The sequence below is a fragment of the Caulobacter sp. SRI_014 genome (genome assembly GCF_057586315.1).
This window is the reverse complement of record NZ_JBYCZQ010000006.1, coordinates 151,206-177,544: the sequence shown is the minus strand read 5'-3', so window position 1 is coordinate 177,544 and position 26,339 is coordinate 151,206. Positions and strand designations below refer to the sequence as shown.

Genomic DNA, 26,339 nt, shown 5'->3' with positions numbered 1-26,339 from the left:
TCCTTCAGGTGACGGCCGCCCGCTGGCGGAACCGGGGTTGGTCGTAGGCGCCGGTCGAAACCACCTCGCCGAGGATGTCGGCGGCCTCGGCGACCTGCGCGAAACTCAGGGTCAGGGGCGAGAAGCCGAAGCGGGCGATGTCCGGATCGCGGAAGTCGCCGATGACACCCCGGGCGATAAGAGCCTGGACGATGGCGTAGCCGTCCGGATGGCTGAAGCTGACATGGCCGCCCCGCTGGTCGGCCTCGCGGGGGGTGACGAGGCGCAGCTGCGCGCCGGCGGGCCCCGCCTCGACGCGGCGGATGAAGAGGTCGGTCAGGGCGGCGGCCTTGGCCCGCAAGGCCCTGGGCCCCGCCTTGACGCTGAGCGCCACGCCGCACTCCAGGGCGCTGACCCCCAGCACCGGCGGGGTGCCGCAGGCGAAGCGGCCGATGCCGCCGGCCGGGTCATAGGCGTCCTGGAAGGTGAAGGGGGCGGCATGACCCATCCAGCCCGACAGCGGCGAGATCAGGTTGCCCTGATGACGTTTGGCCACAAACAGGAAGGCCGGCGCCCCCGGACCGCCGTTCAGGTATTTGTAGCCACAGCCGACGGCCAGGTCGGCGCCGCAGCCGTTGAGATCGACCTCCAGCACCCCGGCGCTGTGGCTCAGATCCCAGATGACCAGCGCCCCGACCGCATGGGCCGCCGCCGTCAGCCGGCCCATGTCGCGGATGCGGGCGGTCTTGTAGTGGGCATGGCAGAGCACCAGCACCGCCACATCCTCGTTGAGCGCCGCCTCGATCTCCTGCGACGGCCGCAGTTCCAGCCGACGCCCTTCGCCCAGGGTCCGGACCGTGCCTTCCAGCATGTAGAGGTCGGTCGGGAAGTCGCCAGGCTCCGACAGCACCACCTTGCGGCCCGGCCGCGCCTGCATGGCGGCGACCGCCAGCTTGAAGAGGTTGGCCGAGGTCGAGTCGGCTACGATCACCTCGCCCGGCTCGGCCCCGATCAGCCCGGCGATGGCGTCGCCGACCCGGCGCGGGGCGCCGATCCAATCGTGGTCGTTCCAGCCGCGGATCAGGCTCCGGCCCCATTCCTGCTCGACCACCGCGCGCATCCGCTCACGGGCCGTCCTGGTCAGCGGCCCCAGCGAATTTCCGTCGAGGTAGAGCAGGCCCTCCGGAATCTCGAACTCATGGCGCAGGGCCGCCAGCGGGTCGGCTTCATCCAGGGCCGCGATCTCGTCGGTCATTCAGGTCAACTCACGCAACACGGCCCGCACCGGCGAGGCGTCCAGCCCGACCAGCGGCAGCGGCAGGGCGATCAGCTCATAGTCCCCCGGTGGCGGCGCGGTCAGCACCAGCCCCTCGAGAATAGCCATCCCCCGCGCCGCCACCCGGCGATGGGCGTCCATGGTCTTGGAGGTCTCCGGATCGAGCGAGGCGGTATCCACCCCGATCAGCTTCACCCCGTGGTCGGCCAGGAGATCGATCGTTTGAGGCGCGATGGCCTTGAAGTCGCTGTCCCAGGTCTCGTGCGGAAACGCCTCATAGGTCCGCAGCAGCACCCGCGCCGGAACCCCGTCCAGCGCCCCGGCGAGATCGGCCGGTTCGATTCGCGCCCCGGCTGCGCGGACGTCGATCAGCCGGCAGGGACCCAGATAGGTCGCCAGATCCACCGCCTCGGCCGTCACCCCGTCGGCGTCATAGTGAAACGGCGCATCGCCGTGCGTGCCGGCGTGGACCGACTGGCTGAAGCGGCCGACATTGACCGGCGTCCCCGGTCCCATGGCCCAGACCCCGCCGCTCTCGAACGGCGTATCCCCAGGCCAGGTCGGCATTCCGGGGCGCAAAGGCTGCGTGATGTCCCACATTTTTACTGTGAGGGGGCGGGCGGTCATGACTGCGCTTATGCGACCAGCGGGCGGCGATTGAAAGACCTGCGGCGCCGCCATCAACCGGCGCATGGAACCTGGACGATTAGACCCAATCTGTCTTGGATTTCATTTGCTCAAATCGCCTGCGAGCAGATATCAGAACACTGTTCAGATAAGTCTTTGGGGATAGGCGCGTCCGACGCGACAGGTCGGCTGCGCCCATAGGGCCGGTAATGCAGATCAAACAATCTCACCTCGTCGCCGTGGGTATCCTGGGCTTCGTCCTGCTGCTGTTCGTCATCGGCGGCCTGTGGGGCATGATGACCAAGAAGCCGGCCGAGAAGGCCGACGCCAAGCCCCAGGCCCTGATGGTCACCACCCGGCTGATCGAGCCGGAACTGCGCCCCGGAGCCATCGTCCTGCGTGGCCGCACCGAGGCCGCCCGCACGGTCATCGTCCGCGCCGAAACCGCCGGCCCGGTCGCCGCCGTCCCGGCCGCCGAGGGCAGCTTCGTGCGCCGCGGCGCCATCCTCTGCCGCCTGTCGGTCGACGCCCGTCAGGCGTCGCTTGACCAGGCCCGCGCCAATCTGAAATCCCGCCAGCTGCAGATGCAGGCCAGCCAGCGCCTGGCCGCCCAGGGCTACCGCTCCCAGACCCAGGTCCTGCAGGACCAGGCCAACCTCGACGGGGCCCAGGCCGCCGTCCGCCAGGCCGAGGTGCTGCTGGGGCAGGTCAATGTCCGCGCGCCCTTCAGCGGCGTCTTCGACCGCCGCGAGGCCGAGGTGGGCACCTATCTCGCCCCCGGCGCCGCCTGCGGCACCATGCTGGAGCTGGACCCGCTGGTCATCGTCGCCGACCTGGCCGAGAGCCAGATCGGCAAGGTCCGCGTCGGCGAGACCGCCAGCGCCGTCCTGACCACCGGCGAGACCCTGAACGGCCGCATCCGCTTCGTCGCCCGCGACGCCGATCCCCAGACCCGCACCTACCGGGTCGAGGTGGTGGTTTCCAACCCGGGCAGCCGCGCCCGCTCCGGCCTGTCCGCCGACCTGCGCATCGCCACGCCGGTGTCGACCGCCCACCGCCTGCCGTCTTCGGCCCTGGTGCTGGGCTCCGACGGCCGTCAGGGCGTCCGCCACATCATCGGCGCCGGCAAGGTCGCCTTCACCCCGATCGAAATCCTTGAACAGGGTCCGGACGGCGTCTGGGTCAGCGGCCTGGATGGCCAGGTCAACCTGATCATCGCCGGCCAGGCCTTCGTCAGCGAAGGCCAGACTGTCCGCGTCAAGGCCGAGACCGCCGCCGCCGCGCCGGCCCCGGTCGCCGTGAAAGCCGCCAGCAAATGATCTCCGCCATGATCCATGCCGCCATCCGGCGGCGAAAGGTGGTGCTGGGGGTCGCGGCGGTGCTGTCGATCTTCGGCCTGGTCACCTACCTGAACCTGCCCCGGGAATCGAACCCCGACATCCCGGTGCCCTTCGTCAGCATCCAGGTGCCCTACCCCGGCGTCTCGCCGGAGGACGCCGAGCGCCTGCTCGTCCGTCCGCTGGAAACCGAGCTTCAGTCCCTCGAGGGGCTGAAGGAGATGAACGGCGTGGCGGTGCAGAACGCCGCCCTGGTCTACCTGGAGTTCGACCCGTCGTTCGACGTCGACAAGGTGCTGCAGGACGTCCGCGCCAAGGTCGACATGGCCCGTGGCCGCTTCCCGCCCGACGCCGAAGAACCGATCATCAGCGAGAACAACGTCAACGACGACCCGTTCATCGGCATCCAGATGTACGGCGCCGCGCCCGAGCGGACCATGTACCAGACCGCGCGCGAACTGCAGGACCGGCTGGAGACCCTGGAGGGCGTGCTGCGCACCGACCTCGGCGGCGGCCGCGAAGAGGTTCTCGAAGTCACCATCGACCCGGCCCGCATGCAGGCCGCCAACGTCAGCGCCAGCGAGCTGGCGCAGGTCATCGGCCGCAACAACCAGCTGATCCCGGCCGGCAACCTGCGCACCAAGGACACCGAGTTCGCGGTCAAGATTCCCGGCGTCGTCGAGGAACCGGCCGACATTCTGGCGCTGCCGATCAAGCGCAACGGCGACCGGCTGATCACCGTCGGCGACATCGGCGAGGTGCGCCGCACCTTCAAGGACCCGGGCCGCATCACCCGCTTCAACGGCCAGCCGACCTTCTCCATCGACGTGGTCAAGCGCTCCGGCGCCAACATCCTCGACAGCGTCAAACAGGTGCGCGCCGCCGTCGCCGATGAGCAGAAGCGCTGGCCCTCGACGATCCAGGTCGAATACACCTTCGACGAAAGCGAGTTCATCGAACGCTCCCTGACCATCCTGGAGAGCGGGCTGATCATCGCCACCATCCTGGTCATGACCATCATCGTCGGCAGCCTGGGCGTGCGTCAGGGGATCATGGTCGGCCTGTCGATCCCGGTCTGTTTCATGATCGGCTTCCTGCTCCTGCAGGCGTTCGGATTGACCCTCAACCAGATGGTCATGTTCGGCCTGGTGCTGGCCGTCGGGATATTGGTCGACGGGGGCATCGTCGTCGTCGAGTACGCCGACCGGAAGATGGCCGAAGGCATGGACCGCGAGGAGGCCTTCGCGGCCGCCGGCACGCGCATGTTCTGGCCGGTGGTCAACGGCACCCTGACGACGCTGTGCGCCTTCGTGCCCTTCCTGTTCTGGAACTCCATCCCCGGCAAGTTCATGAGCTTCCTGCCCATCACCCTGATGATGGTGCTGGGCGCCTCGATCTTCGTCGCCCTGATCTTCACCCCGGCGCTCGGCTCCCTGATGGGCCGCAAGCAGGGGGTCGACCTCCATCACCTGGAGGAGATCCGTAAGTCCGAGCATGGCGACCCGCGCAAGATGGACGGCTTCATGGGCTGGTATGCCCGCGTCCTCTGGTGGTCCGGCCATCACCCCTTCCGGGTGACCGGGGCGGCGCTGGTCATCCTGTTCATCATCGGCTTCCTGTTCTTCGGCCAGAAGCACCGCACCGAATTCTTCCTCGACCAGGACCCCGAGTTCGCGGCCGTCTACGTCAAGGCGCGGGGCAACCTGACGCCTGAGTCCGCCAACATCCTGGTCAGCCAGGTCGAACAGCGGCTGGTGGGCATCAAGGGCATCAACTCGATCTACGTCTCGGCCGGCAAGATGGGCAGCGGCGGCTTCGGCGGCCCGCCCGCCGACTCCGTGGGCCGCATCAACGTCGACTTCGTCGACTTCGAGGAGCGCAAGGAGCTGGGCGTCCGCGGCAAGGACATCGCCGACGAAATCCGCAAGCGCGTCGCCGACATGCCCGGCGTCCTGACCGAGGTGCGCCTGCCCCAGGGCGGCCCGCCGCAGGGCAAGGACGTCCAGGTCGAGATGCGCGGCTCCGATCCGGCCGCCCTCAACCGCGCCGCCGACCTGATCAAGGCCAAGCTGGCCGCCGATCCCCAGCTGATCGAGCAGGAGGACAACCGCGCCTCGCCCGGCATCGAGCTGAACCTGACCATCGACCGCGCCGCCGCCGGCCGCTACGGCGTCGACGTGCTGTCGGTCGGCCAGGCCATCCAGTTCGTCACCACCGGCGTGCTGGCCGGCCGCTTCCGGCCCGACGACGCCGACGACGAGCTCGACATCCGCGTCCGCTTCACCCGCGAGAACCGCAACCTGGCGGCCTTCGAGCAGCTGAAGATCACCACCCCCTTCGGGCCGGTGCCGGCCAGCTACTTCATCAAGGAAAAGCCCAGCCAGCAGGTGACCAGCATCCAGCGCCGCGACGGCCAACGTCTCGTCCTGCTGCAGGCCAACACCATCGACGGCGTCGCCGCCAACCAGAAGATCGCTGAACTCAGGCCGTGGCTGGAAAAGGCCCCGATCGAGAGCAGCGTGCGCTGGAAGTTCAGCGGCTCCGACGAGGAAGGCGCCGAGGCGGCCCAGTTCTTCATCTTCGCCATGCTGGCCACCCTATGCATGATGGCCGTGATCCTGCTGTGGCAGTTCAACAGCTTCTACGGGATCTTCGTCACACTCTCGGCAGTCATCCTGTCGGTGTTCGGGGTGTTCCTGGGCGTGGTCGTCAACGTCGCCCACACCTTCGACTACATCTCGGTGATCATGATGGGGACAGGGATCATCGCCCTGGCCGGGGTCGTGGTCGGCCACAACATCGTGCTGGTCGATACCTTCTACCAGCTGCGCAAGCAGGGCTACTCGCCGGACGAGGCGGCCATGCGCTCGGCCGTCCAGCGGTTCCGGCCTGTCATGCTGACCACCGTGGTGACCGTCGTCGGCCTGCTGCCGCTGATGTTCGAACTGCACCCCAACTTCCGGGGCTTCCACTTCGAGTACAAGGCGCCGGGCTCCGAATGGTGGGTCCAGCTGTCGGGCGCGGTGGTCTGGGGCCTCAGCTTCTCGACCCTGCTGACCCTGTTCCTGACGCCGGCCGCCCTGGCCGCGCCCAAGACCCTGGTCCGCCGGTTCTGGAACATCTGGAACATGATGTTCAAGGGCGTCGCCTGGCGCGACCGCGTCCGCCAGGGCGACGAGGTCCGCATGGACGACCACGCGGGCGGGGTCTGAGCTAGCGCCCTTCTCCCGGCGAGCGGGAGAAGGAACAGGTTCAGAGCGACCGCGCGTTGAACGTATCGCAGGCGGCCGGGTCGCCGGCCTCATAGCCGGCGCGGAACCAGCGCATGCGCTGTTCGGCCGTGCCGTGGGTGAAGGCGTCGGGCACCACCCTCCCCTGCGTCTTGCGCTGGATGGTGTCGTCGCCGACCGCCGAAGCGGCGCCCAACCCATCGACGATGTCCTGGGCGTTGAACTTCAGACCGCCGCCCGCCTGGGTCCCGGCCCGGGCCGCCCAGACGCCGGCATAGCAGTCGGCCTGCAGCTCCAGCCGCACAGCGCCGCTTTCGGAACCGCGCATGCCGGCCCGCCGAGCCTTGTCCATGGCGCCTTCCAGGTTCTGCACATGGTGGCCGACTTCGTGGGCGATGACATAGGCCCGGGCGAACTCGCCGCTGGCCCCGAACTTGGACTCCAGCTCGCTCCAGAAGGACAGGTCGATATACACCTTGCGGTCGGTCGGGCAGTAGAACGGCCCCATGGCCGACTGCCCCGTGCCGCAACCCGTCCCGGTCGCGCCGTCGTAGAGCACCATGCCGGAGGGCCGCTGATACTGCTGGCCGGAGGCGGCGAAGATCGCCGCCCACACTTCGTTGGTCGAGGTCTCCACGACGTCGACGAACTGACCGGCCTCGTCCTGGGGCGTGCCGCGCGCGCCCTCCTGGGCCGGAACCGCCCCGCCGCCGGCGCCGCTGACCATGTCCATGGCCTGCTGCGGGTCCATGCCGAACACGAACACCCCGATCAGGACCGCCGCGATGCCCACCAGCCCGACCCCGCCGCCGACCATGGCGCCGCCGCCCATGCCCCGCCGGTCTTCGATATTGCCGCTCCGGCGGCCGCCGCGCCATTCCATGAGGTCTTCTCCCAGCCAGTTCCGTGCAGAGTGACCTCAGGAACGCGGGCGGGGCAACAGCGATCCGCAAGCGAAGCGTCCTTCTCCCGCTTGCCGGGAGAAGGTGGCAGCCCGAAGGGCTGACGGATGAGGGCAGCGCCAGCCCATCCGTTTGCGCGTGTTCTGGCGCGCGTCAGCGCTGTCGCTAACCTTGGTCGGCCGGTGCTGCCCTCATCCGACCCCCTTCGGGGGCCACCTTCTCCCGGCAAGCGGGAGAAGGGCTACGGCGTTTCAACCCTGAACCGCACCAGCTGCTTGGCCGGCGCGTCCCATTCGGGATCCAGCGACTGGGCCTTGCGGTAGTCCAGCCACGCCGCCTTGGCGTCACCCAGACCCTCCTGGGCCAGCGCCCGGTTGTAATAGGCCTTGGCCGGCTCATCGACGCCAAGCTGGATGCCCCGGTCGATCTCGGCCAGCGCCCCGGCATAGTCCCGGTCCGCCATACGCAGCACGCCGCGATTGACGAAGGCCTCGCCCAGATTTGGAGCCAGCCGGACGGCGTCCTCGAAGTCCCGCGCCGCATCGCCATAGGCCTTGCCGCGCATCAGCATCACGCCGCGGTTGACCAGGGTGCCGGCGCGGTCACGGGTCGCCAGCGCCTCGTCGAGGGCGCGCGTACAGGTTTCGATGGACGCCTTGTCCGCCTTGCCGCGGAAGGCCGCCTTGGAGCAGGCCGGCGCCAGGCCTTCGCCCAGCACCAGGACTGAAGCGCTGGCGGATCCCGCCGCCAGCACCATCAGCGCGGCCGCAACGACTGCGGGCGCTGCCCTCATTTGCGCTGCACCGTGAAGCGGGTGAGCTGCAGCTGCGGCTCCTTCCACTCCGGCGCCAGGGCGATGGCCTGTTGGTAGGCCAGGTAGGCCGCCTTGGGATCGCCCATGGCTTCATAGGCGATGGCCCGGTTGTACCAGGCCTTCTCGGGCTCATCGACGCCCAGAGCCATGCCGCGATCGATCTCGGAGAGACCCTCGGCATACTTGTTCTCGGCGATCAGGCTGGCGCCCCAGTTGACGTAGGCTTCGCCCAGGTTCGGGTCGAGGCGCAGGGCGTTGGCGAAGTCGGAGCGGGCGTCGTCATAGGACGCGCGGCGCAGCTTCAGGATGCCCCGGTTGACGAAGGTGCCGGCCCGGTCACGCGGGCCCATGGCCTGGGTCTCGATGGCCAGGGTGCAGTTGTCGATCGACTTCAGATCGTTGCGGCCGCTGATGGCGGCCTTGGAACAGACCGTCGCCAGACCGGCGCCCAGCACAAGAGCTGCGCCCGAGGCCGGGGTGGAGGCGGCGATGATGGAAGCTACCGTCAGAGCGGCGGTGGCGAACGCGATTTTACTGGGCATTATGTTTCCTCCCCAGTCTTCGAGTTATGACCAACTCGAGCGTAACACGCTTCGCAAAACGGTGGCATTACAAATGAACCTGACCGGCTTTCCTCGCGCACGTTTTGCTCATCTGCCGACACCTCTGGAACCGGCCCCTCGCCTGGGCGCGGAACTGGGCATCGACCTGTGGATCAAGCGTGACGACTGCACGGGCCTGGCCGGCGGCGGCAACAAGACCCGGAAGCTGGAATTCCTGCTCGGCGAGGCGCTTGAAGCCGGGGCCGACACCCTGATCACCCAGGGCGCGGTGCAGTCCAACCATGTGCGCCAGACAGCCGCCGCCGCCGCCCGCTTCGGCCTCGGTTGCGAGATCATTCTCGAGGACCGCACGGGCAACCGCAGCCCCGACTACGTCGGCTCCGGAAACGTCCTGCTCGACCGCCTGCTCGGCGGAAAGATGCGCACCGTGCCCGCCGACACCGACATGAACGCCGCCATGGCGGCCCTCGCCGAGCAGCTGCGGGCCGAGGGCAAGACGCCCTACATCATCCCCGGCGGCGGCTCGAACAGCACCGGCGCCCTCGGCTACGTCGACTGCGCGCTGGAGCTGGCGCATCAGGCCAACGCCACGGGCCTCAAGATCGACCGCCTTGTCACCGCCACCGGCAGCGCCGGCACCCATGCGGGCCTCGTCGCCGGCTTCGCGGTCAGCGGCGCCGACATCCCCATCCTCGGCATCGGCGTCCGCGCCCCCAAGGCCAAACAGGAAGAGAACGTCTTCAAGCTGGCCGTCGAGACCGCCGCCCGTCTCGGCCACGAGGATCGGGTCAAGCGCGAGCAGGTCATCGCCGACTGCGACTACGTCGGCGCCGGCTACGGCCTGATCGACCAGGCGGTGATCGACGCCCTCAGCCTCGCCGCCCGCACCGAGGGCCTGCTGTTCGACCCGGTCTACACCGGCAAGGCGCTCAAGGGCCTGATCGCGCTGAGCAAGGCCGGCGCCTTCAAGGGCGAGACCGTCGTCTTCCTGCACACCGGCGGCGCCCAGGGCCTGTCCGGCTATCACCACGAACTCGAAGCCGGCCTGTGAAAACCCTCGGCGTTCTTGGCGGCATGGGCCCCGCCGCCACCCTCGACTTCCTCGCGAAGCTCCAGGCAGCAACCCCGGCCGCGCGCGACCAGGACCACATCCGCGTGCTCATGGACCTCAACCCCCAGGTCCCCGACCGCAACCACGGCGACGGCGCCGCAGGCCCGGTGTTGGCGCAGATGGCCGTGCGCCTGCGCGAGGCGGGCGCCGAGGTCCTGGCCATGCCCTGCAATACCGCCCATCTCCACGCAGAGGAGATCAGGGCCGCCGCCGCCCTGCCCTTCCTCGACCTGATCGACATCGCCATCGCCGCCGCCGGCGACGCCCGACGGATCGGCGTGCTCGGCACCAGCCTGGCCCAGGACCTCTATCGCCGGCGCCTGACCGCCGCCGACCGCGAGCCGATCCTGCCGACCGACGAGGCCCAGGCCGCCTTCATGGACATCCTCTACCGCATCAAGGCCGGCGAGACCGGCCCCACGGTCCGCGCCCTGATGGCCGCCTGCGCCGGCGGGCTGGAACACCAGGGCGCCCAGGCCGTCATCGCCGGCTGCACCGAGGTGCCCTTGGTGCTGTCCGCCGACGACCTCGCCGTGCCCCTGATCGACGGCTCGGCCGAGCTGGCCAAGGCCTGCGTCGCGGCCTGTCGGTAAAAATTCAACTCCGACAAATGCTTATCGAATATGTCTAGACATATTCAGACCGCTTCGACGCCGGGAGCCACCGCATCGGCTGTTCGCCGCCGCGCCGGCGGCTCAAAGGGTTGGCTTCCGGTAGGAAAAGGGTTGGACCTTTTGAGGGTTTTGACGGCGGTTAGGTAGGTCCGGGGTAGGTCAAAAACGCGACTTAAGTAGGTTGTTTTTATTGAAGAAATCGCCCGCCCAGTCTGCTAGAATGATCTTCTTCGGCAAATTGCCGGCCCGACCGCCTCAGCCAAACAACTCCTCGACCCCATGCAATTCGACCCAGGGATGGGCCCTGTTGCCATAGACCATCACGGTCGGCGCGGGGAAAGTCGGGTCGGCGAAGGCCCCGATCGCCACCAGGACCAGGCCTGGATATTCTCGCGGCCGCCACAGCACAGTCGCGCCGCAGGTCGGGCAAAACTGGAAGTCGGCGGTCGTGCCTCCATCGCCGGTGCGCGACCATTGCGCGCTCGGCCCCTCCACGGTGACCTGATCCTCGGCGAACCGGGCCTGCACGCCAAAGGCGCTGCCTGTGCGCTTCTGGCATTCCAGGCACTGACAGACACTGACCCGGGCCGGCTCGCCCTCGCAGTGTGCCTTGAGGGATCCGCAGGGACAGCTGGCCGTGCGGATCACGCCGCGAACACCGGCTTGTCGCCCAGCACCGTCGCCCGGGTCATGATCCGCCGGTGCGGCAGGAAGTCGTCGACCGCCCGGTGCTGGGTGTTGCGGTTGTCCCAGAAGGCCACGTCGCCCGGCCGCCAGCGCCAGCGGACCACGAACTCCGGCTGCTGGATGTGCTGGTTGAGGAAGGCCATCAGCGCCTTCGACTCCTCCCGCCGCAGCCCCTTGATCCGCCGGGTGAAGACCGAGTTGACGAAAATGCCGGGCTCACCGGTCTCCGGATGGGTGCGGATGACGGGGTGGGTCACCGGGGGATTGGCCGCCACCGCCTTCTCGTATTTCTCGCGCCCGGCCTGCGATCCGGCCAGACCCTCGGCGGTAAAGGCGAAGGAGAAATCATGCACCGCTTCAAGGCCTTGCAGGAATTTCTGCATAGGCTTGCTGAGCGCATTGTAGGCCGCCGTCATCGAGGCCCACATGGTGTCCCCGCCCACCGGCGGCAGCTGCCGCGCCGCCAGGATCGAGCCCATCGGCGGGGTGTCGATGAAGGTGACGTCGGTGTGCCAGAAGTTGTTGTCGGTGGGGTTATCGACGTGATTGTCGATGATCATGATCTCCGGGTGGCCCTCGTCCCGATCGTACAGCGGATGCACATGCAGATCGCCGAAGCGGGCGGCGAAGTCGCGCTGCTGGGTCGGGGTGAAGTCCTGCCCCTCGAAGAAGATCACCTGGTGCTTCAGCAGCGCCGCCCGGATGTCGCCGATCAGGTCGTCGCTGGCGTTCTCGGCCAGGTTCACCCCGCGCAGCACCGCCCCGATGGCCGGCGACAGAGGCTCGATCTCGAGCACGTTGGAGCGGGTCATGAAGCGTCTCCCTTGGTCCTTGTCGCACTATGCCTCGCGGCGGTCCCATCGCCCAGAGGGTCAGACCTTCCCGACCGGCGGATCCTCGGCGACGTCCACCGGCGTTGTCCGCACGAAGGCCGGCGCGGCCTCGACCGGCCCGCCCGCCTGCTGCGCCCGCAGCTCGGCCTGGACAAGGTCGTGCGCCACCTTGTCCAGCTTGTGGCCACTGATCAGCCAGGCGGCCACAACCCCCAGCCCGGCAGGCAGGAAGGCGAACATGCCGCTCAGTGTATTGAGCGCCAGCTGGCTGTTCTCCGCCCCGGCCTCGGCCTGGAACCCGACCGCCGCGAGCACAAACAGGCTGCCGCCGACGGCGAATGTGGTGCCGATCTTGACGCTGCCGGCCAGCAGCGAGAACAGCATACCGGAGAGGTCGACGCCGGTGCGCAGCCGGACCACGTCGGCGACGTCGGCCATCATCGAGCGCAACAAGATGCCGCCGGCCGAGAACGGCAGGCCGGCGACGAACATCACCATCGTTCCGATCAAGGCGCCGGTTGGCGCCACCAGCACCCCGACCTGCACCACCGCATAGAACAGCGCCGCCGACATCAGGGCCCGGTGCTTGCCAATCTTTTTGGCCAGCCAGGTCCACAACGGCGCGCCGGCCAGGGCGCCCAGGAAGTAGAACAGCAGCATGAAGGCGGTATCGCCGCGGTCGTACCCGCGCACGCTCTCGAAATAATAGAACAGAAGGGTCCCGGCGATGGTCGGCGCGGTGCCGATGACGATGTCGACGGCCAGCACACGCAACACCGTCGGCTCCTTGATCATCACCCAATAGTGCCGCCAGTTAATGCGGCTCTGCCCGCTCTGGGTCGCAGGCTCGGGCATGACGATGAGCGCCAGGGCGATGGTCAGCGGCAGGGCGGCGATCACGAACCAGCCCATGGCGTGCACCCCGGCGGTGTCGCTGCCGCCCAGCTTTCCGACGATCACCGGCAGGGTGAGGATGAACAGCATCCCGGCCACCGTCAGCCCCTGCCACCAGCCGTAGATGCGGGAGCGTTCGTGGTACTGCGTGGCCGCCTGCGAGGCCCATGCCATCATGCTGAGCTGGCTGGTCGACTGACCGATCCCCACTACGATCAGCCACAGGGTCAGATAGGCCGCCCCGACGCCGACCTTGGCCATGAAGAGGTTGTAGATCGCCAGCATGGCGATCGGACAGCCGATCACCACCCACGGCTTGAACCGGCCCCAGGGGGTGCGAACCCGGTCGATCAGGCTGCCGAAGGCGGGATCGAACCCCAGATCGAACAGCCGGATCAGCACGGCCGCCGCCCCGACCGCCGCCATGTCGACCCCCAGTTCCTTGGTATAGTAGTTGGGCAGGTAGATGGTCAGCGGCAGCATCATCGCCGACAGCGGAATCGCCGGCGACGCAAAGGCGGCGAGACGCCAGCCCGGGTGTTTCTCGGCGGCCATGAACGCGGCGTTCCCCCTGATTTTGGGGTCATGTTGAACGCTTGTTTGAGGCCCGGCAAGCATCCGTCCCCCCTTTTCGGGAGGCGCGGCGAGCGAGCGTTCACCTCAAGGTTGGGCGCAAGGCCGGGGGGCCTGGCCCATGAGGGAGCGGCGTCATGACCACGACCTATGCCAAGCGCGAGAACGCCTTCGAGAAGGGCGAGCACATCTGGCGCGTCGAGGACGACTGTCTGATCTGGACCCGCCCGACCGGCGAAAGCCTGACCCTGCTGTGGAAGGACGTCGGGGCGGTCCGCGCTGCCTATGCCCCGACCCGCTGGAAGTCCTGGCGCCATGTCTTCGAGTTGACCACGCGCAGGGGCGCCAAGCTTCTCATCGACAATGCCCACTTCAGGAAGGTCGGCAACTTCGAGGACCGTTCGCCGACCTTCATCCCCTTTGTCCTGGCCACCCTGGACCGCGTCATCGCCCATGCCCCCGACGCCCGCGCCTCGGTCGGCGCCAGCCCGGCCAGCTATTTCGGCCAACTGGCCTTCGTGCTGACGATGATGGCGTTCCTGGCCGCGGTGCTGATCCTGCTGCCGACGCCGCTCGGCTGGCTGATCATTCTGAAACTGCTGCTGATCGCCGCCATGCTGCCCGTCGCCATAAACTGGGCGGTCAAATCGCGGCCGCGCCGGACCGAACTGACCCCCGGCGCCATGCTGCCTGGCTTGCCAAAACTGGCCGGCAACTGGCCGTAAACCATAGATAAATGGGAACCCGCGCGCGCTTGCCCCATTTCAGGTCACAACGAGAGGAGGCAAGCCGTGAGCGGTCCCCATCATCAGTTGCGATCGGTCGCGTTCCAGCGCCTGCGCGAGCAGATGGCCACGGCCATCGCCCTTTGTAGCGACACGCAAATCCTCGCCCTGGCCGATGACCTGCATGACGCCCTGCGCCGCCGACGAGCCGCGCGCTACGCCGAGGAAGACCGCAGCTGGGCCCCGACCAGCGCCGCCATCAAGGCCGGGTCGATTCCGTCCGAATTCCGCCAGACCTGAAGGCGCTCCCCGGCCATGGTCCGCCTCCCAACAGGAGCAGACCCATGACCCTCACCCCCTCCGGCGCCACGGTGCGCCGCACCGCCCGCCTCGCCGCCGATCCCGCCGCCGTCTGGGACGCCATCGCTGACTTTGGCGCGGTCCACACCCGCGTGGCGCCCGGCTTCCTGACCGCCCTGGAGCTCGATGGCTCCGACCGCATCGTCACCTTCGGCACGGGCGCGGTGGCCCGCGAGGTGTTCATCTCCCGCGACGACGAAACCCGCCGGCTGGTCTAGGCCATCCCCGACGGCCCGTTCCGCACCTACAGCGCCGCCTTCGAGGTCAACGAGGCCGACAACGGCGCCCAGGTGACCTGGACCATCGACCTGGCGCCCGCCTCCTACGCCGACTACGTCGGCGGCATGATGGACACGGCCTTGCCGATCATGCGCCGGGTGCTGGAGGCCTAGGGGCCCTTGGCCGCGGCGACGAACTCCGGGTCCAGCAGCACGGTCCGGGTCATCGCCCCGTACAGGCTGTAGAAGCGATAGATGGCGTCCGGCACGGCCTCGGCGGCGGCGAAGGTGGACTTCCAGTTGTCGGTCGCCGTGTGCACCTTCTCATAGACCACCACCCCGCCCCGCCTGAGGACGAAGCGGGCCGACACCGTGGCGTCGGCCGGGTCATTGCTGTGCACCTCCCGCTTGAGCAGGAAGGCCGTGAGTTCCAAATTCGAGTTGGGGTCGAGCTTGCCGGCCTGGGCCAGTTCGGTCTCGACGGCCGAACGCAGGAAGCCGGAGAAGGAGCCGCCGAAGGCCTGCACCTTGACCAGCCGGATCATCATCGTCTTGTCGTCCTTGGCCGGCAGAGGCTTGTCGACCCCGAAGGCGCCCAGCTTGATCGGCGGAAGGCCCGTGCCGGTCAGCTGACGCAGCGCGCCGATGCTGCCGATCCGGTTCGGAAGGCCCGCCTGCGCCGTGAACGGCGTCGGGACGCCGCCCAGGACGAAGCCCGGATCCTTGGCCGTATCGTTGACGCCGTTGGTCACCACATGGCGGATCATCATGTAGACCGCCTCATCGGTGGTTGCCGCCCGGACCGTGTTTTCGGGCTGCTTCTTGATGCCAACGTTGGTGATGATCTGGTGCAGCACCTGTTTGGTCACGACCGGGGCGTCCGGGCCGGGCGCGTACTCCACCGTGCAGATGTAGTAGTCGACCACCGTGTTGCCGGCCAAACCGAAGGTGAATCCGGTGGCGAAGCCCTGCCGGAAGGCGCCCTCCTCGGGCACGTTCTCCAGGGTGATGGTCAGCACAGCCCCACCCGCCGCCGGGCCGGTCGTCACTTCGCTGAAGGCGCCGGACTTGCGCACGTGATCCAGAACGGCCGGGCCGAACAACTGGGTGGCGTGGGGATTGAAGGACCCCTTGGTCCGGAACTGGAAGATCAGCTGCACCGGCGCCGGCTTGGCCACCACCGCCTTCTGTTCGGGCGTCAGGTCGGTCGGCGTCTTGGGCAGGAAATGCTCGGCGAAGGCCACGCCGGGCATGGCCAGCATGACGGCGAGCACGAGAAGAAGGCGTTTGATCAGGTTCACGACAGGCTGGCCCCACTGACACGGGGACCCACCCGGCCCGACGCCGGCTCACCCCCCGCTCACACCATGAAACGACGCCAACCGCCTGTAAACGCAAAGTTTGGCGGGCAGCCTCAGCCGTTCAGCCACTCCGTCAAACCTTCGCGCCGGCAGACCTCGATGAAGGCCGGCCGGGCCCGCATGCGGGTGATGTAGGGCGAGAGATTGGCGAAGCTGGTCGCCGGCCGCTCCATGTTGCGCGACCAGCGCATCAGCATGGTCGCCAGGAAATCCGCCGTCGTGACCTCATCGCCGAGCAGACAGGACCGCCCATCGCCCAGCATCACGTCCAGCCGCTCGAACATGGCCTCGATCCGGCGTTTGGCGAGGGCCTGCACAGCCTCGGCCCCGGCCGGATCCCCGTCCTTGTCGGCGTAGAACCAGTCGCGCATGGCCGGCGACAGGCCGTTGGCCAGCAGCAGCATGGCCTCCATCCACGCCGCCCGCCCGGGCGAGCCGACCGCCGGCGTGAAGCCGCCCTCGGGATGGCGCTCAGCAAGAAGCATCAGCAGGGCCGCCGACTCGCTGACCGGCGCGCCGTCGATGACCAGGGTCGGCACCCGCCCGGCCGGGTTGAGCGCCAGATAGGCGGCCGACCGTTCGGCCTTGATGTCGACGGCCTCGGCTTCGAACGGGACGCCCAGCTCGATCAGCATCCAATGGACCGCCAGGCTGGCCGTGCCCGGCGCATAAAACAGCAGATAGCTCATGGAACGCCCCGGGTTCGGTCGCTCATGCGCAGGTGGTGCCCCCGGTCGGGCTCGAACCGACACTCCTCTCGGAACCGGATTTTGAGTCCGGCGCGTCTACCAATTCCACCACAGGGGCCCGCGCTAGCGGATCGAGAAGGCCGCGCAATCTAGCGATGGCGAAGGCGGCGTCAACGCGCCTCGACCTGGAATGCCAGATAACTCACCGTCTTGCCGTTGGCGAGCACGGCCTCGCCGACCGGGGTGAAGCCGAAACCCCGGTGAAAGGCCTCCGAACCGGGGTTGGGCGGGTCGCTGTTGACCTCGCAGACGATCAGGTTGTGGCTGGCGCTCCGCGCCGCCTCGACCAGATCCTCGTACAGTTGGCGGGCCAGTCCCCGCCCGCGCGCCGCCGCCGCCGTGACCACCCGGTCGACGTAGACGAACCGCTCATAGCGGTCGCGGAACCACAGGAAGTTGGGGCTGTCGTAGTCGGCATCCTGGTCGAAGGTGATCAGCATGGCGTCGGCCAGCCCAACCCGCCGGGCGAAAAAAGCCTCGCCGACCAGCCGCTCCAGGCCGGCGGCGTCGAGCAGGGACAGTTCGACCGCATGGGCATTGTTGAGGCCGAGCAGCGCCTCGCGAAGCTGGGGATCGGCGGCCAGGTCGGCGGCGCGCAGGGGAGTCGTCATGCGCCCCGCCTACCCGCGCCCAAGGGAGGCGCCTAGCACATTTGCGCAATTGCAGGCCCGGCTCAAACCGGGCAGGACGGAGGCGTGACCCAGCCGATGCCGTTCAAACCCTTCAAGTTCCTGGGCTGCCTGCTCATCGGGCACCTCTGGCGCAACAGCCGCTCGCGGCGGGGCACCCGGGTCTGCGAGCGCTGCGGGGCCCGCCAGGCCTAACGCCCGCCCTCGCCCGACAGCTTGGTCGCCGCCGCTTCGAGCCGCAGCAACAACCGCTTCAGCGTCGCCACCTCGCTGGGCGCCAGGCCCGCCAGCAGCGCCGCCTCATAGGCCTTGGCCAGCGGCGCGATCTCGCCATGCAGGCTGCGCCCCATCGCCGTCAGCCCGAGCAGGTGACTGCGGCCGTCACCGGTATTGCTGTCGCGGACCAACAGGCTGCGGGCGACCAGTTCGCGGGCCGCCCGGCTGACGGTCACCTTGTCCATCACCGTGCGGCTGACCACCTGCTGCTGGGTCAGCGCCCCCTCGGCCAGGACCGCCATCAACCGCCACTGCGGCACGGTCAGGCCGAACCGGTCCTCATAGGCCCGGGCAATCAGCCGCGAGACGCCGTTGGAGGCGACCGACAGGCGGAACGGCAGGTAGTCGTCGAGCACCAGCGGCGAGGTGTCCTCCGCCGCCAGGGTCCCGGGGGCCGGTGCGAGCGATAGATGGCCGGCCACCGGGCGCCTCCTCATCACACAGGCGCCACGGTCTGTTCGATGGCGCCGAAGATGCTGTGCCGACGGCCATCGCGCATCTCAATCCGCACCGTGTCGCCGTGTTTCAGGAAGGGCGTTTTCGCCTCTCCGTTGAGCAGGGTTTCGACCGTGCGCACCTCGGCGATGCAGCTGTAGCCAAGGCCGCCCTCGGCGATCGGCTTGCCGGGGCCGCCCTCGGCGTCGCGGTTCGACACCGTGCCCGAGCCGATGATGGTTCCGGCTGTCAGCTTCCGGGTCTTGGCCGCATGGGCGATCAGGGTCCCGAAGTCGAAGGTCATGTCGACGCCGGCATCGGCCTCGCCGAAGGCCTTGCCGTTCAGCTCGACGTCCAGCCGGCCGTGCAGCTTGCCGTCCTTCCAGGCATCGCCCAGCGCGTCGGGCGTCACCGCCACCGGCGAGAAGGCGGAGGCGGGCTTGGACTGGAAGAAGCCGAAGCTCTTGGCCAGTTCGCCCGGGATCAGGTTGCGCAGCGAGACGTCGTTGCACAGCAGGACCAGCCGGATGTGACCCAGCGCCTCTTCCCGCGTCACGCCCTGGGGCACATCGCCGGTGATCACCGCCACCTCGCCTTCCAGGTCGCAGCCCCAGGACTCATCGGCCAGCGGGATGGCGTCGCGCGGGCCCAGGAAGCTGTCGGAACCGCCCTGGTACATCAACGGATCGGTCCAGAAGCTGCCCGGCATCTCGGCGGCCCGCGCCTTGCGCACCAGGGCCACGTGATTGACGTAGGCCGAGCCGTCCGCCCACTGGTACGCGCGCGGCAGCGGGCTCATGGCGTCATGCTCATGGAAGCGGTCGCGCGGCACCCCGCCGACCTCCAGGCTGGCCGACAGGGCCTTCAGGATCGGCTCGCACCGCTCCCAGTCATCCAGCGCCGCCTGCAGCGTCGGGGCGGCGGCGGAGGCGTCGAAGCACCAGGCCAGATCGTTGGACACCACGACCAGCTTGCCGTCACGGCCGGATTTCAGAGAGGCGAGCTTCACGATTGGCGTTTCCCTATGATTTCTTGATGAGGCGACTGACCCGCGCCCCCTGGTCGTAACGCGACGGACCGCCGAAGACGGCCACCTCGCAGAGAATGTCACCGCCTTCTTCGGCGGCCCACAGATAGTTTCGCTCGACCTGCACCTCGCGCCCGGCCGGCGACAGCCCGTCGAAGGTGTCGCCCCAGGGGGTGATCTTCGAAAGCTCGCGCCAACTCAGCGTCAGGGCCCGGCCCAGTTCGTCCTCCGCGAAGGCCAGCAGGTCGGGATCGCTCACACCGTCGCTCCATGCGGGGCGGTGAATTCCGAGACCTCGGCGTCGCCCGTATTGATCACTTCCGACGGCTCGAAGATCAGCACCTCGGCTTCCTCGTCGGCGGCGGTGCGATGCTCGACGCCGCGCGGCACGACCACCATCTGGCCCGGCCCCATCTCGACGACATGGTCGCGGAACTCGACCCGGAACATCCCCTTCCAGACCAGGAACACTTCCTCGGCGTCCGGATGCCGATGCCAGGGAAACACCCCCTGAACCTTCACCAGCCGCAGGTCCTGGCCATTGGCCTGGGCGGCCACCTTCGGCCGCCAATGCTCGTCGATGGCGGCGAACTTCTCGAAGAGGTCGATCCGCTCGCTCACCCCGGCGTCTTCCAGCTGTCGACGTAAGCCGGATTCTCGACCGACGAGGCCCCCTCGCCCACCTCAAGCGGATCGCGGGTGTCGATCATCACCGCGTATTCGTCGGTCGCCGGCTTGGGCTGGCTGAGCATGTTCTTCAGCGCCTTGGGATGCGGCCCGTGCGTGAAGCCGCTCGGGTGGAAGGTCATCATGCCGCTCTCGATGTGGTCGCGGCTGAAGAAGTCGCCGGCGTGGTAGAACAGCACCTCGTCGAAATCGTCGTTGTTGTGGAAGAAGGGGATCTTGATCGCCCCCGGATCGGTCTCGAACGGCCGCGGCGTGAAGGTGCAGACCACGAACCGGTCGCTGAGGAAGGTGGTGTGGACGCTCGGCGGCAGGTGGTATCGATGGCTGACCACCGGCCGGATATCCTTGACGTTCAGCCGCACTGGCGACAGCTCGCCGTGCCAGCCCACCGCATCGAGCGGGTTGTACTCGTAGGTCGCCACCGACACCTGGCCGCGCTTCTTGATCCGCACAGGATACTCGCCGGCCACCGCCTGGTGGTCGCGGAAGGCCTCGTCCATCACCGGGGTGTCGAGCATGGCCGGATCGAAGATGGCGTGGGGGCCCAGCAGGCCCTTGTCCGGAAGGGTGTAGTGGGTGTTGGTCGCCTGTATGGTCAGCACCGCCGTCGCCTCCGACGGGGCCAGCCGCCACATCGTCCCGCGCGGCAGATAGAGATAGTCCCCGGCCCCATAGCCGATCCGCCCGAAGTCGGTGAACAGGTCCCCTGCGCCGGCATGGATGAACAGCAGCTGGTCGCCGTCGGCGTTGCGCGCCAGGTCGGTGAGCGCGCCTTCCGGCTTCCAGAAGCGAAGCTCGGTGGCGCTGTTGTGCAGCACCACCGGCGCATCCCAGGGCGAGACCTGAGGCTGGTTCAGCCGGTTCAGATCAAACGCCCGGGGCCGCAGCGGCCCCTCGAACTTCGACCATCCGGTCGGGGGCTTCGGGTGATACAGAAACGCCGCCGGGCCGAAGAAGCCCTCCTTGGACATCTCCCGCTCATAGGCGCCGTCCGGCAGGTCGGCGTGGGCCTGACGACTGTGCTGGCCTTGCGCGCCGCGAACGGGGATCCAGGTCTTCTTGCTCATGGCGGTCTCTTAAGGCTCGTCCTTGTAGATCGCGATCACCGCCGGCTCCTCCGACGAAGCGCGGGCGCGATACATGCCGGGCGTGTTGAAGCTCCAGGCCAGCTGGCCGTCGGCGGTCAGGGCGATGATGCCGCCGTCGCCGTTGATGGCCGGCAGCTGTTTCTGGACGACGTCGTCGGCCGCCGCCTGCAGGCTCATGCCATCGTACTGCACCAGGGCGCAGATGGTCCGCGCCACCGTCAGGCGGATGAAGTACTCGCCAGACCCGGTCGCCGAGACGGCGCAGCTCTTGTTGTCGGCATAGGTGCCCGCCCCGATGATCGGGGCGTCGCCGACCCGGTTCCAGCGCTTGGCCGTCATGCCGCCGGTCGAGGTGCCGGCCGCGATGTTGCCGCTGGTGTCCAGCGCCACCACCCCGACGGTGCCGAACCGGTGGTCGTCCGGCTGCGGCCCCTGCGAGATCGACTTGGTCGCCGACGGCGCATTGATCGGCCGGGTCGGGATCGGCAGGCGCGCCTCGTTGAGCGCCTTCTCCAGCTGTTGCCAGCGGCGCTCGGTGAAGAACCAGGCCGGATCGACCTGTTCCAGGCCCACCGACCCGGCGAACCGATCGGCCCCAGCGCCGATCAGCATGACGTGCGGCGACTTCTCCATCACCGCCCGGGCCAGGCTGATCGGATGGCGGGTGCGGGTGACGCCGGCGACGCTGCCGGCCTTCATCGTCGCCCCGTCCATGATCGCCGAATCGAGCTCGTTGCGCCCCTCGGCCGTGAACACCGCCCCGCGCCCGGCGTTGAACAGCGGGTCGTCCTCGAGGACCTTGATGGTCGCCTCAACGGCGTCCAGGGCGCTACCCCCCTTATCCAGCACCCGCTGGCCCGTGGCCAGGGCCGAGGCCAGGCCGGCGCGGTAGGCCGCCTCGGTCTTGGCATCCATGTTGTTGCGCTCGATGACGCCGGCTCCGCCATGGATGACGATGGCCCACTTGGGTTTGGCGGTCTGGGCCGCGGCGGGTGACGCCAGCACCATGGCCACGGCCGCCAGACAGGCGATCAATCTCATCGGCGTTTCCATCGACGCGCTCTTTGCGGCGCGCGTCGATAGTAACGAATGTAACCACCCCGTTGGAAGGGTGGGACCTGCCCTAAAGCGTCCAGGTCCCGCTGTCGGCGGTCACGTTGCCGTTGATCTTCATCTGGTAGTCGAACTTGCCGTCTCCATTGACGTCCAGCTTGAGCAGGGTGACCCCTTGGCCGGGAACCCACGTAAGGGTCATCTGGCCCGCGACCTTGCTGAAGCCTGACGCCAGGGTGAAGGCCTGATCGCCGTCCAGATTGGCGTTTGCGTCGATGGCCGACAGGTCCATGACGTCGCCCTGGCTGGTGTAGAAGTCCTTGATCGTGTCGACCTCGTTCACCCCCACCGACTCCTGAAGCACCACGAACCGGTCCGCGCCGCTGCCGCCGCGGATGGTGTCGTTGCCCGTGCCTCCGGTGACCACGTCCGCGCCATTCCCGGCCTGGATGATGTCGCCGCCGGCGCCGCCCAGGATGACGTCATCGCCGTTGAAGCCGTCGATGGTGTCGACGCCACCGCCGCCCTCCAGCCGATTGTTGTAGTTGTTGCCGGTCAGGTGGTTGTTCAGATCGTTGCCGATGCCGTCGATGTTGCGGATCGTCACCAGCTTCAGGTTCTCGACGTTGTCGCCCAGGGTCCAGCTGACCGAGGCCTCGACCGAGTCGGTTCCCTCGCCCGCCAGCTCCTCGATCACATCGCCCGCGCCGACGATGTAGACATCGCTGCCCACTCCGCCGCGCAGGATGTCGGCCCCATCGCCGCCGTCGAGCCGGTCATTGCCGGCCCCGCCGTTCAGGGTGTCGATCCCGGCTCCGCCGAACAGCTGGTCGGCCCCGTCGCCGCCATTGAGCGCGTCGTCGCCGGCCAGGCCGTTGACGGTGTCATTGCCGCCCAGGGCGTTGATGATCTCGCCGACCGCCGTGCCGTTGATCGCCTCGCTGCGGGCATTGCCGGTGATGGTCGGCGGCGGTGGCGGGGTCGGGACTTCGAAGACCGGGCCGGGATTGGAATCTCCGGCCTCAACGGCGTTGGTCAGGCGGTGCGCGGTCGCCCCGTCGAACGCGTAGAGTTCGAAACCATTGACGCCGTCGCTGGCGACAAAGGACAGACGGCCCGCGACCACTTCGATTTCCGGATCGTCGAACGCGCCACCCAGGTTGAGATCGACCGCCCGCGCCGTGCCGGCGGCAGTACCGTCGGTTCGCCACAGCTCACTGTGATCGCCGACATCGACGATGAAGTAGACCAGGCCCTGGAAGAAGGTGAAGTCGTGCGGGTAGCTGCCGGCGGCGCCGGGCCTCACCTCGATCAGCGTGGCGCCATTGGCGTCGGCGACCCAAAGCTCGAAATTGTCGGGCTCCTGCGCCCCGGTAAAGACCACTCGATCCCCCAGCGAGATCATCTGGCTGGTTATCGACGAGCCGAGGGTCGTGACCTGACGGGACCCGGCGACCGTTCCATCGGTCGCCCAGAGCGCCATTCCACCTGCTTCCAGACGCGTGATGTAGAGCAGGTCGCCGTCCAGGGTCGGCGGGTCGTCATAGGACGGGGTCCAGACCAGCCGGTCCTGCACCAGCCGCACCGTTCCCTCTGGCGTGCCGTCCGTGCTCCACAGATCGTAGCTGTTACCCATCGAGGTGCGGCTGGCGAAGTACAGTCGACCGTCGTGGAAATGGTAGGTGTTCTCGAAGGCCCCGCTGAAGTTCAGGGCGACCGTGCCCTCCACTGTGCCGTCGCTCGAGAACAGCTGCTGGCTGCCGAACATGCCGGTGACTTCCTGCACGAACAGGATGCGTCCGTTCAGGGTCTCGGCATGGCCATAGTCCAGATCGCCAAAGCCCGTGTGTGCCCCCTCGACCCCAAGGATCCGGGTGGTCGCCAGGTCCCTGTAGGCATCGAGAAGCTGGACAGTCCCGGCCGAGGTTCCGTCCGTGATCCAGAGGTCACCCGCCGTGTCACCGTTGTTGGCGACGAAGAACAGCTTGTCGTCGACGACCGCCAGGCCGCGCGCATTGCTGTAGCCCGCGGTGAGCGTCTGGGTCCCCGCCAGAGTGCCGTCCGTGATCTTCAGCACCAGGCTGCCGGGAATCCCGGCGGCGAAGACCCAGGCGTCGCCCACCTGCACGATGTTGTCGAACTGTTGCGGAACGTTGGAGGCCCCCACGGCGCCCAGATTGACCGCTCCCGCGACGGTTCCGTCGGACGTCCAAAGTTCGTAGGCGCCGTTGTTCGTCACCCGGACAAAGATGCGGTCCTCGAAGGCGCGCACGGCGACGGCGGTCCCGGGAGTATCAAGCAGCTTGATCGTGCCGCTCTCGGTCCCATCGCTGATCCACAGCTGGGCCGTGCCGACCCGCGTGCCGAAGACCACCTGATCGCCGAACGGCAGGATGAGCGAGGTCGGCTGCAGCCCGCTGACGGCTCCGGCTCCGATTTCCTTGACGATGTGAGTCCCGGCGACCGTGCCATCGGACACCCACAGCTCCATGCCATGGCCCGGCGTGGTGGCCTGCAGGTAGTATTTCCCGTCGACCTGCAGTCCGTCATAGCCGTCGCTGGCGCCGGCCAGAATTCTCGCCGTGCCGGCGACCGTGCCATCGCTGAACCAGCGCTCGATGGCCCCCGCGACCGTCGTGATCTCGAAGATGGCCCCGCCGTTGATTTCCTCGAAAGTGAAGCCAAGGTCCGTGCCGAGCGAAAGATCGGGGACCGGGTTCGCGTCCGTGACGATGCGGGTGCCGGCCGCGGTGCCGTCGGTCTGCCAGAGTTCGACCCCGGTTGCATCGGTCGTGGCGGAAAAGAACAGAACGTTGCCGACAACGCGGAAGTTCGAATACTCGCCATCACGTGCGCCCGGCACGCTGTCCATCAGCATGCGGGTCCCGGCCGCGGTGCCATCGGTGACCCATAGCTCACGGCCGAACTGCGCGCTGCCGGCGATGTAGACGTACTTCTCGCCGAACTTGATGAAGTCGCTAGGCAGGTCGTTTCGGAATGGGAAGCTGTAGGTCTGCTGGTAGTTGCCGAACTGGGTCGTGCCGTCGGCGGTGCCGTCGGTCGCCCACAGCTGTTCGGTCCGGCCATTGCCCTGGTCGATGATCACCCGGAACAGAAACTTGCCGTCGATCTGGCCCAGCGGCGCGAAAGGCGAGCCGCCGAAATTGCCGAGCGTCTTCAGCAGCGTGGTGCCGCCGCTCGTCCCGTCGGTGACCCAGATTCCCCAGTTCTGATCGGCCAGCCGCGCCCCGAAGAGCGCCTGACCACCGAAGGCCTCGATGTCCAGGATCTGGGTCGAGTAGAAGTCCGGGACGATTTCCTTGAGCAGGCCGGTGCCGCCCGGCGTGCCGTCGGTGACCCAGATTTCTTCGCCGTGCACGGCATCCTTGCCGACAAACACGACCTTGCCGCCGGCCGCGGTGAAGTTCGGATTGTTGAACGAGTTGGCCTGCGGCGCCGTCAGGCGGACGGGGCTGGACCCGTCAGGGTTTGAGACCCACATCGCGTAGCCAGACCCGTCATTGCCGATGAAGTAGGTCTTCGATCCGATCGTGGTTTCACCGGCGCGGAAAGTGACTCCGCCGAGGTCGACCGCCGGAACCTGGAGCGTGCCGGCGGCCGTGCCGTCGGTTTCCCACCAGCGGAAATTGCCGCCGTTCACCCCGACAAGAAACTGCAGCTTGCCGTCCACCTCACGGGTCTGGACGTAGGGGGTCTGGGTGTTCTGGTCGAAGCTGGTCGTAACGCCACCGGCGCCCGGGTTGATGTCGGCCAGCAGCATGGTGCCGGCCGCCGTGCCGTCCGACGCCCACATCTCGCGCCCGGTCACCCCGTCGGTGGCCAGGAAGAGAACATGGTCACCGACCGTCCCGGCGTAGGTGATACCGGCCGCCGCGGTCCCGGGACGAATTTCCTTCACCAGATGGGTGCCCGCTGTGGTCCCGTCCGTGACGAACAGCTCACGGCCGAGGTCGGGCGTGTTGGCCGTGAAGAACAGTTTGCCGCCGACCGCGCTCATGATGACCGGGTTGGACGATCCGGTCCCCGGATAGGCGTCGAACAGACGGACAGGGGCATTCTGGTGATCGACGACCCAGAGCTCGCGGCCGCCGTCGGCCGACGTCGCCAGGAAGACGACCTTGCCGTTCACCAGGGTGAAGCCGTCGGGGTTCGAGCCCACCGCCCCCGGATTGATGTCGGCCAGAAGCCTTGCGCCGCTGCCGTCCGCTTCCGCGATCCACAGCTCACGGCCGTTCGCGCCGGTTTCGGCGGCGAAAATCACTTTGCCCAC

Annotated in this window: 26 protein-coding genes and 1 tRNA gene; 8 read left to right on the top strand and 19 right to left on the bottom strand. The window is 68.0% G+C overall.

Annotated elements, in window-relative coordinates; genetic code table 11:
• Window positions 1–4: 4 nt before the first annotated feature.
• Window positions 5–1,234 carry a kynureninase gene (gene kynU / locus AC2YG9_RS14990; RefSeq protein ID WP_487298780.1) on the bottom strand — a complete coding sequence of 410 codons (1,230 nt, stop codon included), beginning with the start codon at window positions 1,232–1,234 and terminating at the stop codon, window positions 5–7.
• Entirely contained in the window at window positions 1,235–1,855 is a 621-nt protein-coding gene (kynB, locus tag AC2YG9_RS14985; RefSeq protein WP_487298838.1) for an arylformamidase, read from the bottom strand.
• Between the two features lie 236 nt (window positions 1,856–2,091).
• On the opposite strand from kynB, the gene AC2YG9_RS14980 reads away from it, so the two are divergent.
• Window positions 2,092–3,201 carry an efflux RND transporter periplasmic adaptor subunit gene (locus tag AC2YG9_RS14980; RefSeq protein ID WP_487298779.1) on the top strand — a complete coding sequence of 370 codons (1,110 nt, stop codon included), beginning with the start codon at window positions 2,092–2,094 and terminating at the stop codon, window positions 3,199–3,201.
• An 8-nt stretch (window positions 3,202–3,209) separates the two neighbouring features.
• Window positions 3,210–6,431, top strand: a complete 3,222-nt coding sequence (locus AC2YG9_RS14975) for an efflux RND transporter permease subunit (RefSeq protein ID WP_487298778.1) — start codon at window positions 3,210–3,212, stop codon at window positions 6,429–6,431.
• 40 nt (window positions 6,432–6,471) lie between these two features.
• On the opposite strand, the gene ypfJ is transcribed toward AC2YG9_RS14975, so the two are convergent.
• The 3 genes from ypfJ to AC2YG9_RS14960 form a co-directional block, all read right to left on the bottom strand.
• On the bottom strand, window positions 6,472–7,332 hold the full coding sequence (gene ypfJ, locus AC2YG9_RS14970; protein ID WP_487298777.1) for a KPN_02809 family neutral zinc metallopeptidase: 861 nt from the start codon (window positions 7,330–7,332) through the stop codon (window positions 6,472–6,474).
• A 260-nt stretch (window positions 7,333–7,592) separates the two neighbouring features.
• On the bottom strand, window positions 7,593–8,144 hold the full coding sequence (locus tag AC2YG9_RS14965; RefSeq protein ID WP_487298776.1) for a tetratricopeptide repeat protein: 552 nt from the start codon (window positions 8,142–8,144) through the stop codon (window positions 7,593–7,595).
• On the bottom strand, window positions 8,141–8,707 hold the full coding sequence (locus AC2YG9_RS14960; protein ID WP_487298775.1) for a tetratricopeptide repeat protein: 567 nt from the start codon (window positions 8,705–8,707) through the stop codon (window positions 8,141–8,143). The genes AC2YG9_RS14965 and AC2YG9_RS14960 overlap by 4 nt, the downstream gene beginning before the upstream one ends.
• A 73-nt stretch (window positions 8,708–8,780) precedes the next feature.
• Between AC2YG9_RS14960 and cuyA the strand changes: the two genes are divergently transcribed.
• Together cuyA and cuyB are read left to right on the top strand one after the other, a co-directional pair.
• Entirely contained in the window at window positions 8,781–9,779 is a 999-nt protein-coding gene (gene cuyA, locus AC2YG9_RS14955; RefSeq protein WP_487298774.1) for a D-cysteate sulfo-lyase, read from the top strand.
• Complete coding sequence (gene cuyB / locus AC2YG9_RS14950) at window positions 9,776–10,432, top strand: cysteate racemase (RefSeq protein ID WP_487298773.1); 657 nt, start codon at window positions 9,776–9,778, stop codon at window positions 10,430–10,432. Before cuyA ends, cuyB begins: the two co-directional genes overlap by 4 nt.
• Window positions 10,433–10,708: 276 nt before the next feature.
• Here cuyB and AC2YG9_RS14945 read toward each other — a convergent pair whose 3' ends face one another.
• From AC2YG9_RS14945 to AC2YG9_RS14935, 3 genes are read right to left on the bottom strand one after another with little or no spacing between them, the layout of a single operon-like run.
• On the bottom strand, window positions 10,709–11,101 hold the full coding sequence (locus tag AC2YG9_RS14945; protein WP_487298772.1) for a GFA family protein: 393 nt from the start codon (window positions 11,099–11,101) through the stop codon (window positions 10,709–10,711).
• Window positions 11,098–11,952 (bottom strand): taurine dioxygenase, encoded by an 855-nt coding sequence (gene tauD / locus AC2YG9_RS14940; protein WP_487298771.1) that lies wholly within the window; start codon window positions 11,950–11,952, stop codon window positions 11,098–11,100. The genes AC2YG9_RS14945 and tauD overlap by 4 nt, the downstream gene beginning before the upstream one ends.
• Window positions 11,953–12,012: 60 nt before the next feature.
• Complete coding sequence (locus AC2YG9_RS14935) at window positions 12,013–13,422, bottom strand: MFS transporter (RefSeq protein ID WP_487298770.1); 1,410 nt, start codon at window positions 13,420–13,422, stop codon at window positions 12,013–12,015.
• Window positions 13,423–13,577: 155 nt separating this feature from the next.
• On the opposite strand from AC2YG9_RS14935, the gene AC2YG9_RS14930 reads away from it, so the two are divergent.
• The 3 genes from AC2YG9_RS14930 (at window position 13,578) to AC2YG9_RS14920 (ending at window position 14,743) form a co-directional block, all read left to right on the top strand.
• Complete coding sequence (locus AC2YG9_RS14930; protein ID WP_487298769.1) at window positions 13,578–14,165, top strand: hypothetical protein; 588 nt, start codon at window positions 13,578–13,580, stop codon at window positions 14,163–14,165.
• 66 nt (window positions 14,166–14,231) lie between these two features.
• A complete protein-coding gene (locus AC2YG9_RS14925) occupies window positions 14,232–14,465 on the top strand; it encodes a hypothetical protein (RefSeq protein ID WP_487298768.1) in 234 nt (77 codons plus the stop codon).
• 44 nt (window positions 14,466–14,509) lie between these two features.
• Window positions 14,510–14,743, top strand: coding sequence for an SRPBCC family protein (locus AC2YG9_RS14920; protein ID WP_487298767.1), 234 nt, complete (start codon window positions 14,510–14,512; stop codon window positions 14,741–14,743).
• A gap of 170 nt (window positions 14,744–14,913) precedes the next feature.
• On the opposite strand, the gene AC2YG9_RS14915 is transcribed toward AC2YG9_RS14920, so the two are convergent.
• The 4 genes from AC2YG9_RS14915 to AC2YG9_RS14900 all read right to left on the bottom strand — a co-directional run bounded on the left by AC2YG9_RS14915 (window position 14,914) and on the right by AC2YG9_RS14900 (window position 17,464).
• Window positions 14,914–16,044, bottom strand: a complete 1,131-nt coding sequence (locus tag AC2YG9_RS14915) for a hypothetical protein (protein ID WP_487298766.1) — start codon at window positions 16,042–16,044, stop codon at window positions 14,914–14,916.
• A gap of 113 nt (window positions 16,045–16,157) precedes the next feature.
• Window positions 16,158–16,793: a glutathione S-transferase family protein gene (locus tag AC2YG9_RS14910; protein ID WP_487298765.1), complete on the bottom strand. Its 636-nt coding sequence runs from the start codon at window positions 16,791–16,793 to the stop codon at window positions 16,158–16,160.
• A 33-nt stretch (window positions 16,794–16,826) separates the two neighbouring features.
• A tRNA-Leu gene (locus AC2YG9_RS14905) sits at window positions 16,827–16,911 on the bottom strand.
• 52 nt (window positions 16,912–16,963) lie between these two features.
• Window positions 16,964–17,464, bottom strand: a complete 501-nt coding sequence (locus AC2YG9_RS14900) for a GNAT family N-acetyltransferase (RefSeq protein ID WP_487298764.1) — start codon at window positions 17,462–17,464, stop codon at window positions 16,964–16,966.
• Window positions 17,465–17,548: 84 nt separating this feature from the next.
• Here AC2YG9_RS14900 and AC2YG9_RS14895 point away from each other — a divergent pair, with 84 nt between their 5' ends.
• Entirely contained in the window at window positions 17,549–17,677 is a 129-nt protein-coding gene (locus AC2YG9_RS14895) for a hypothetical protein (protein WP_487298763.1), read from the top strand.
• Here AC2YG9_RS14895 and AC2YG9_RS14890 read toward each other — a convergent pair.
• The 7 genes from AC2YG9_RS14890 to AC2YG9_RS14860 form a co-directional block, all read right to left on the bottom strand.
• Window positions 17,674–18,141 carry a MarR family winged helix-turn-helix transcriptional regulator gene (locus tag AC2YG9_RS14890; RefSeq protein ID WP_487298837.1) on the bottom strand — a complete coding sequence of 156 codons (468 nt, stop codon included), beginning with the start codon at window positions 18,139–18,141 and terminating at the stop codon, window positions 17,674–17,676. The genes AC2YG9_RS14895 and AC2YG9_RS14890 overlap by 4 nt on opposite strands.
• 53 nt (window positions 18,142–18,194) lie before the next feature.
• The gene (locus AC2YG9_RS14885; RefSeq protein ID WP_487298762.1) at window positions 18,195–19,202 is read right to left on the bottom strand and encodes a fumarylacetoacetate hydrolase family protein; all 1,008 of its coding nucleotides are present in this window, start codon (window positions 19,200–19,202) and stop codon (window positions 18,195–18,197) included.
• 13 nt (window positions 19,203–19,215) lie between these two features.
• Complete coding sequence (locus AC2YG9_RS14880) at window positions 19,216–19,479, bottom strand: hypothetical protein (protein ID WP_487298761.1); 264 nt, start codon at window positions 19,477–19,479, stop codon at window positions 19,216–19,218.
• Window positions 19,476–19,841 carry a cupin domain-containing protein gene (locus AC2YG9_RS14875; RefSeq protein ID WP_487298760.1) on the bottom strand — a complete coding sequence of 122 codons (366 nt, stop codon included), beginning with the start codon at window positions 19,839–19,841 and terminating at the stop codon, window positions 19,476–19,478. The genes AC2YG9_RS14880 and AC2YG9_RS14875 overlap by 4 nt, the downstream gene beginning before the upstream one ends.
• Window positions 19,838–20,974 carry a homogentisate 1,2-dioxygenase gene (locus tag AC2YG9_RS14870; RefSeq protein ID WP_487298759.1) on the bottom strand — a complete coding sequence of 379 codons (1,137 nt, stop codon included), beginning with the start codon at window positions 20,972–20,974 and terminating at the stop codon, window positions 19,838–19,840. Before AC2YG9_RS14870 ends, AC2YG9_RS14875 begins: the two co-directional genes overlap by 4 nt.
• A 9-nt stretch (window positions 20,975–20,983) precedes the next feature.
• The gene (locus tag AC2YG9_RS14865) at window positions 20,984–22,036 is read right to left on the bottom strand and encodes an isoaspartyl peptidase/L-asparaginase family protein (RefSeq protein WP_487298758.1); all 1,053 of its coding nucleotides are present in this window, start codon (window positions 22,034–22,036) and stop codon (window positions 20,984–20,986) included.
• Between the two features lie 82 nt (window positions 22,037–22,118).
• A complete protein-coding gene (locus AC2YG9_RS14860; RefSeq protein WP_487298757.1) occupies window positions 22,119–26,339 on the bottom strand; it encodes a hypothetical protein in 4,221 nt (1,406 codons plus the stop codon).

What these genes read in the sequence shown, in the direction of transcription:
- AC2YG9_RS14870 (WP_487298759.1), bottom strand. Translation starts at nt 20,974, where the DNA reads ATGAGCAAGAAGACCTGGATCCCCGTTCGCGGCGCGCAAGGCCAGCAC.
- cuyA (WP_487298774.1), top strand. Translation starts at nt 8,781, where the DNA reads ATGAACCTGACCGGCTTTCCTCGCGCACGTTTTGCTCATCTGCCGACA.
- kynB (WP_487298838.1), bottom strand. Translation starts at nt 1,855, where the DNA reads ATGTGGGACATCACGCAGCCTTTGCGCCCCGGAATGCCGACCTGGCCT.
- AC2YG9_RS14980 (WP_487298779.1), top strand. Translation starts at nt 2,092, where the DNA reads ATGCAGATCAAACAATCTCACCTCGTCGCCGTGGGTATCCTGGGCTTC.
- AC2YG9_RS14865 (WP_487298758.1), bottom strand. Translation starts at nt 22,036, where the DNA reads ATGAGATTGATCGCCTGTCTGGCGGCCGTGGCCATGGTGCTGGCGTCA.
- tauD (WP_487298771.1), bottom strand. Translation starts at nt 11,952, where the DNA reads ATGACCCGCTCCAACGTGCTCGAGATCGAGCCTCTGTCGCCGGCCATC.
- AC2YG9_RS14975 (WP_487298778.1), top strand. Translation starts at nt 3,210, where the DNA reads ATGATCCATGCCGCCATCCGGCGGCGAAAGGTGGTGCTGGGGGTCGCG.
- AC2YG9_RS14910 (WP_487298765.1), bottom strand. Translation starts at nt 16,793, where the DNA reads ATGAGCTATCTGCTGTTTTATGCGCCGGGCACGGCCAGCCTGGCGGTC.
- kynU (WP_487298780.1), bottom strand. Translation starts at nt 1,234, where the DNA reads ATGACCGACGAGATCGCGGCCCTGGATGAAGCCGACCCGCTGGCGGCC.
- AC2YG9_RS14900 (WP_487298764.1), bottom strand. Translation starts at nt 17,464, where the DNA reads ATGACGACTCCCCTGCGCGCCGCCGACCTGGCCGCCGATCCCCAGCTT.
- ypfJ (WP_487298777.1), bottom strand. Translation starts at nt 7,332, where the DNA reads ATGGAATGGCGCGGCGGCCGCCGGAGCGGCAATATCGAAGACCGGCGG.
- AC2YG9_RS14965 (WP_487298776.1), bottom strand. Translation starts at nt 8,144, where the DNA reads ATGAGGGCAGCGCCCGCAGTCGTTGCGGCCGCGCTGATGGTGCTGGCG.
- AC2YG9_RS14935 (WP_487298770.1), bottom strand. Translation starts at nt 13,422, where the DNA reads ATGGCCGCCGAGAAACACCCGGGCTGGCGTCTCGCCGCCTTTGCGTCG.
- AC2YG9_RS14930 (WP_487298769.1), top strand. Translation starts at nt 13,578, where the DNA reads ATGACCACGACCTATGCCAAGCGCGAGAACGCCTTCGAGAAGGGCGAG.
- AC2YG9_RS14920 (WP_487298767.1), top strand. Translation starts at nt 14,510, where the DNA reads ATGACCCTCACCCCCTCCGGCGCCACGGTGCGCCGCACCGCCCGCCTC.
- AC2YG9_RS14960 (WP_487298775.1), bottom strand. Translation starts at nt 8,707, where the DNA reads ATGCCCAGTAAAATCGCGTTCGCCACCGCCGCTCTGACGGTAGCTTCC.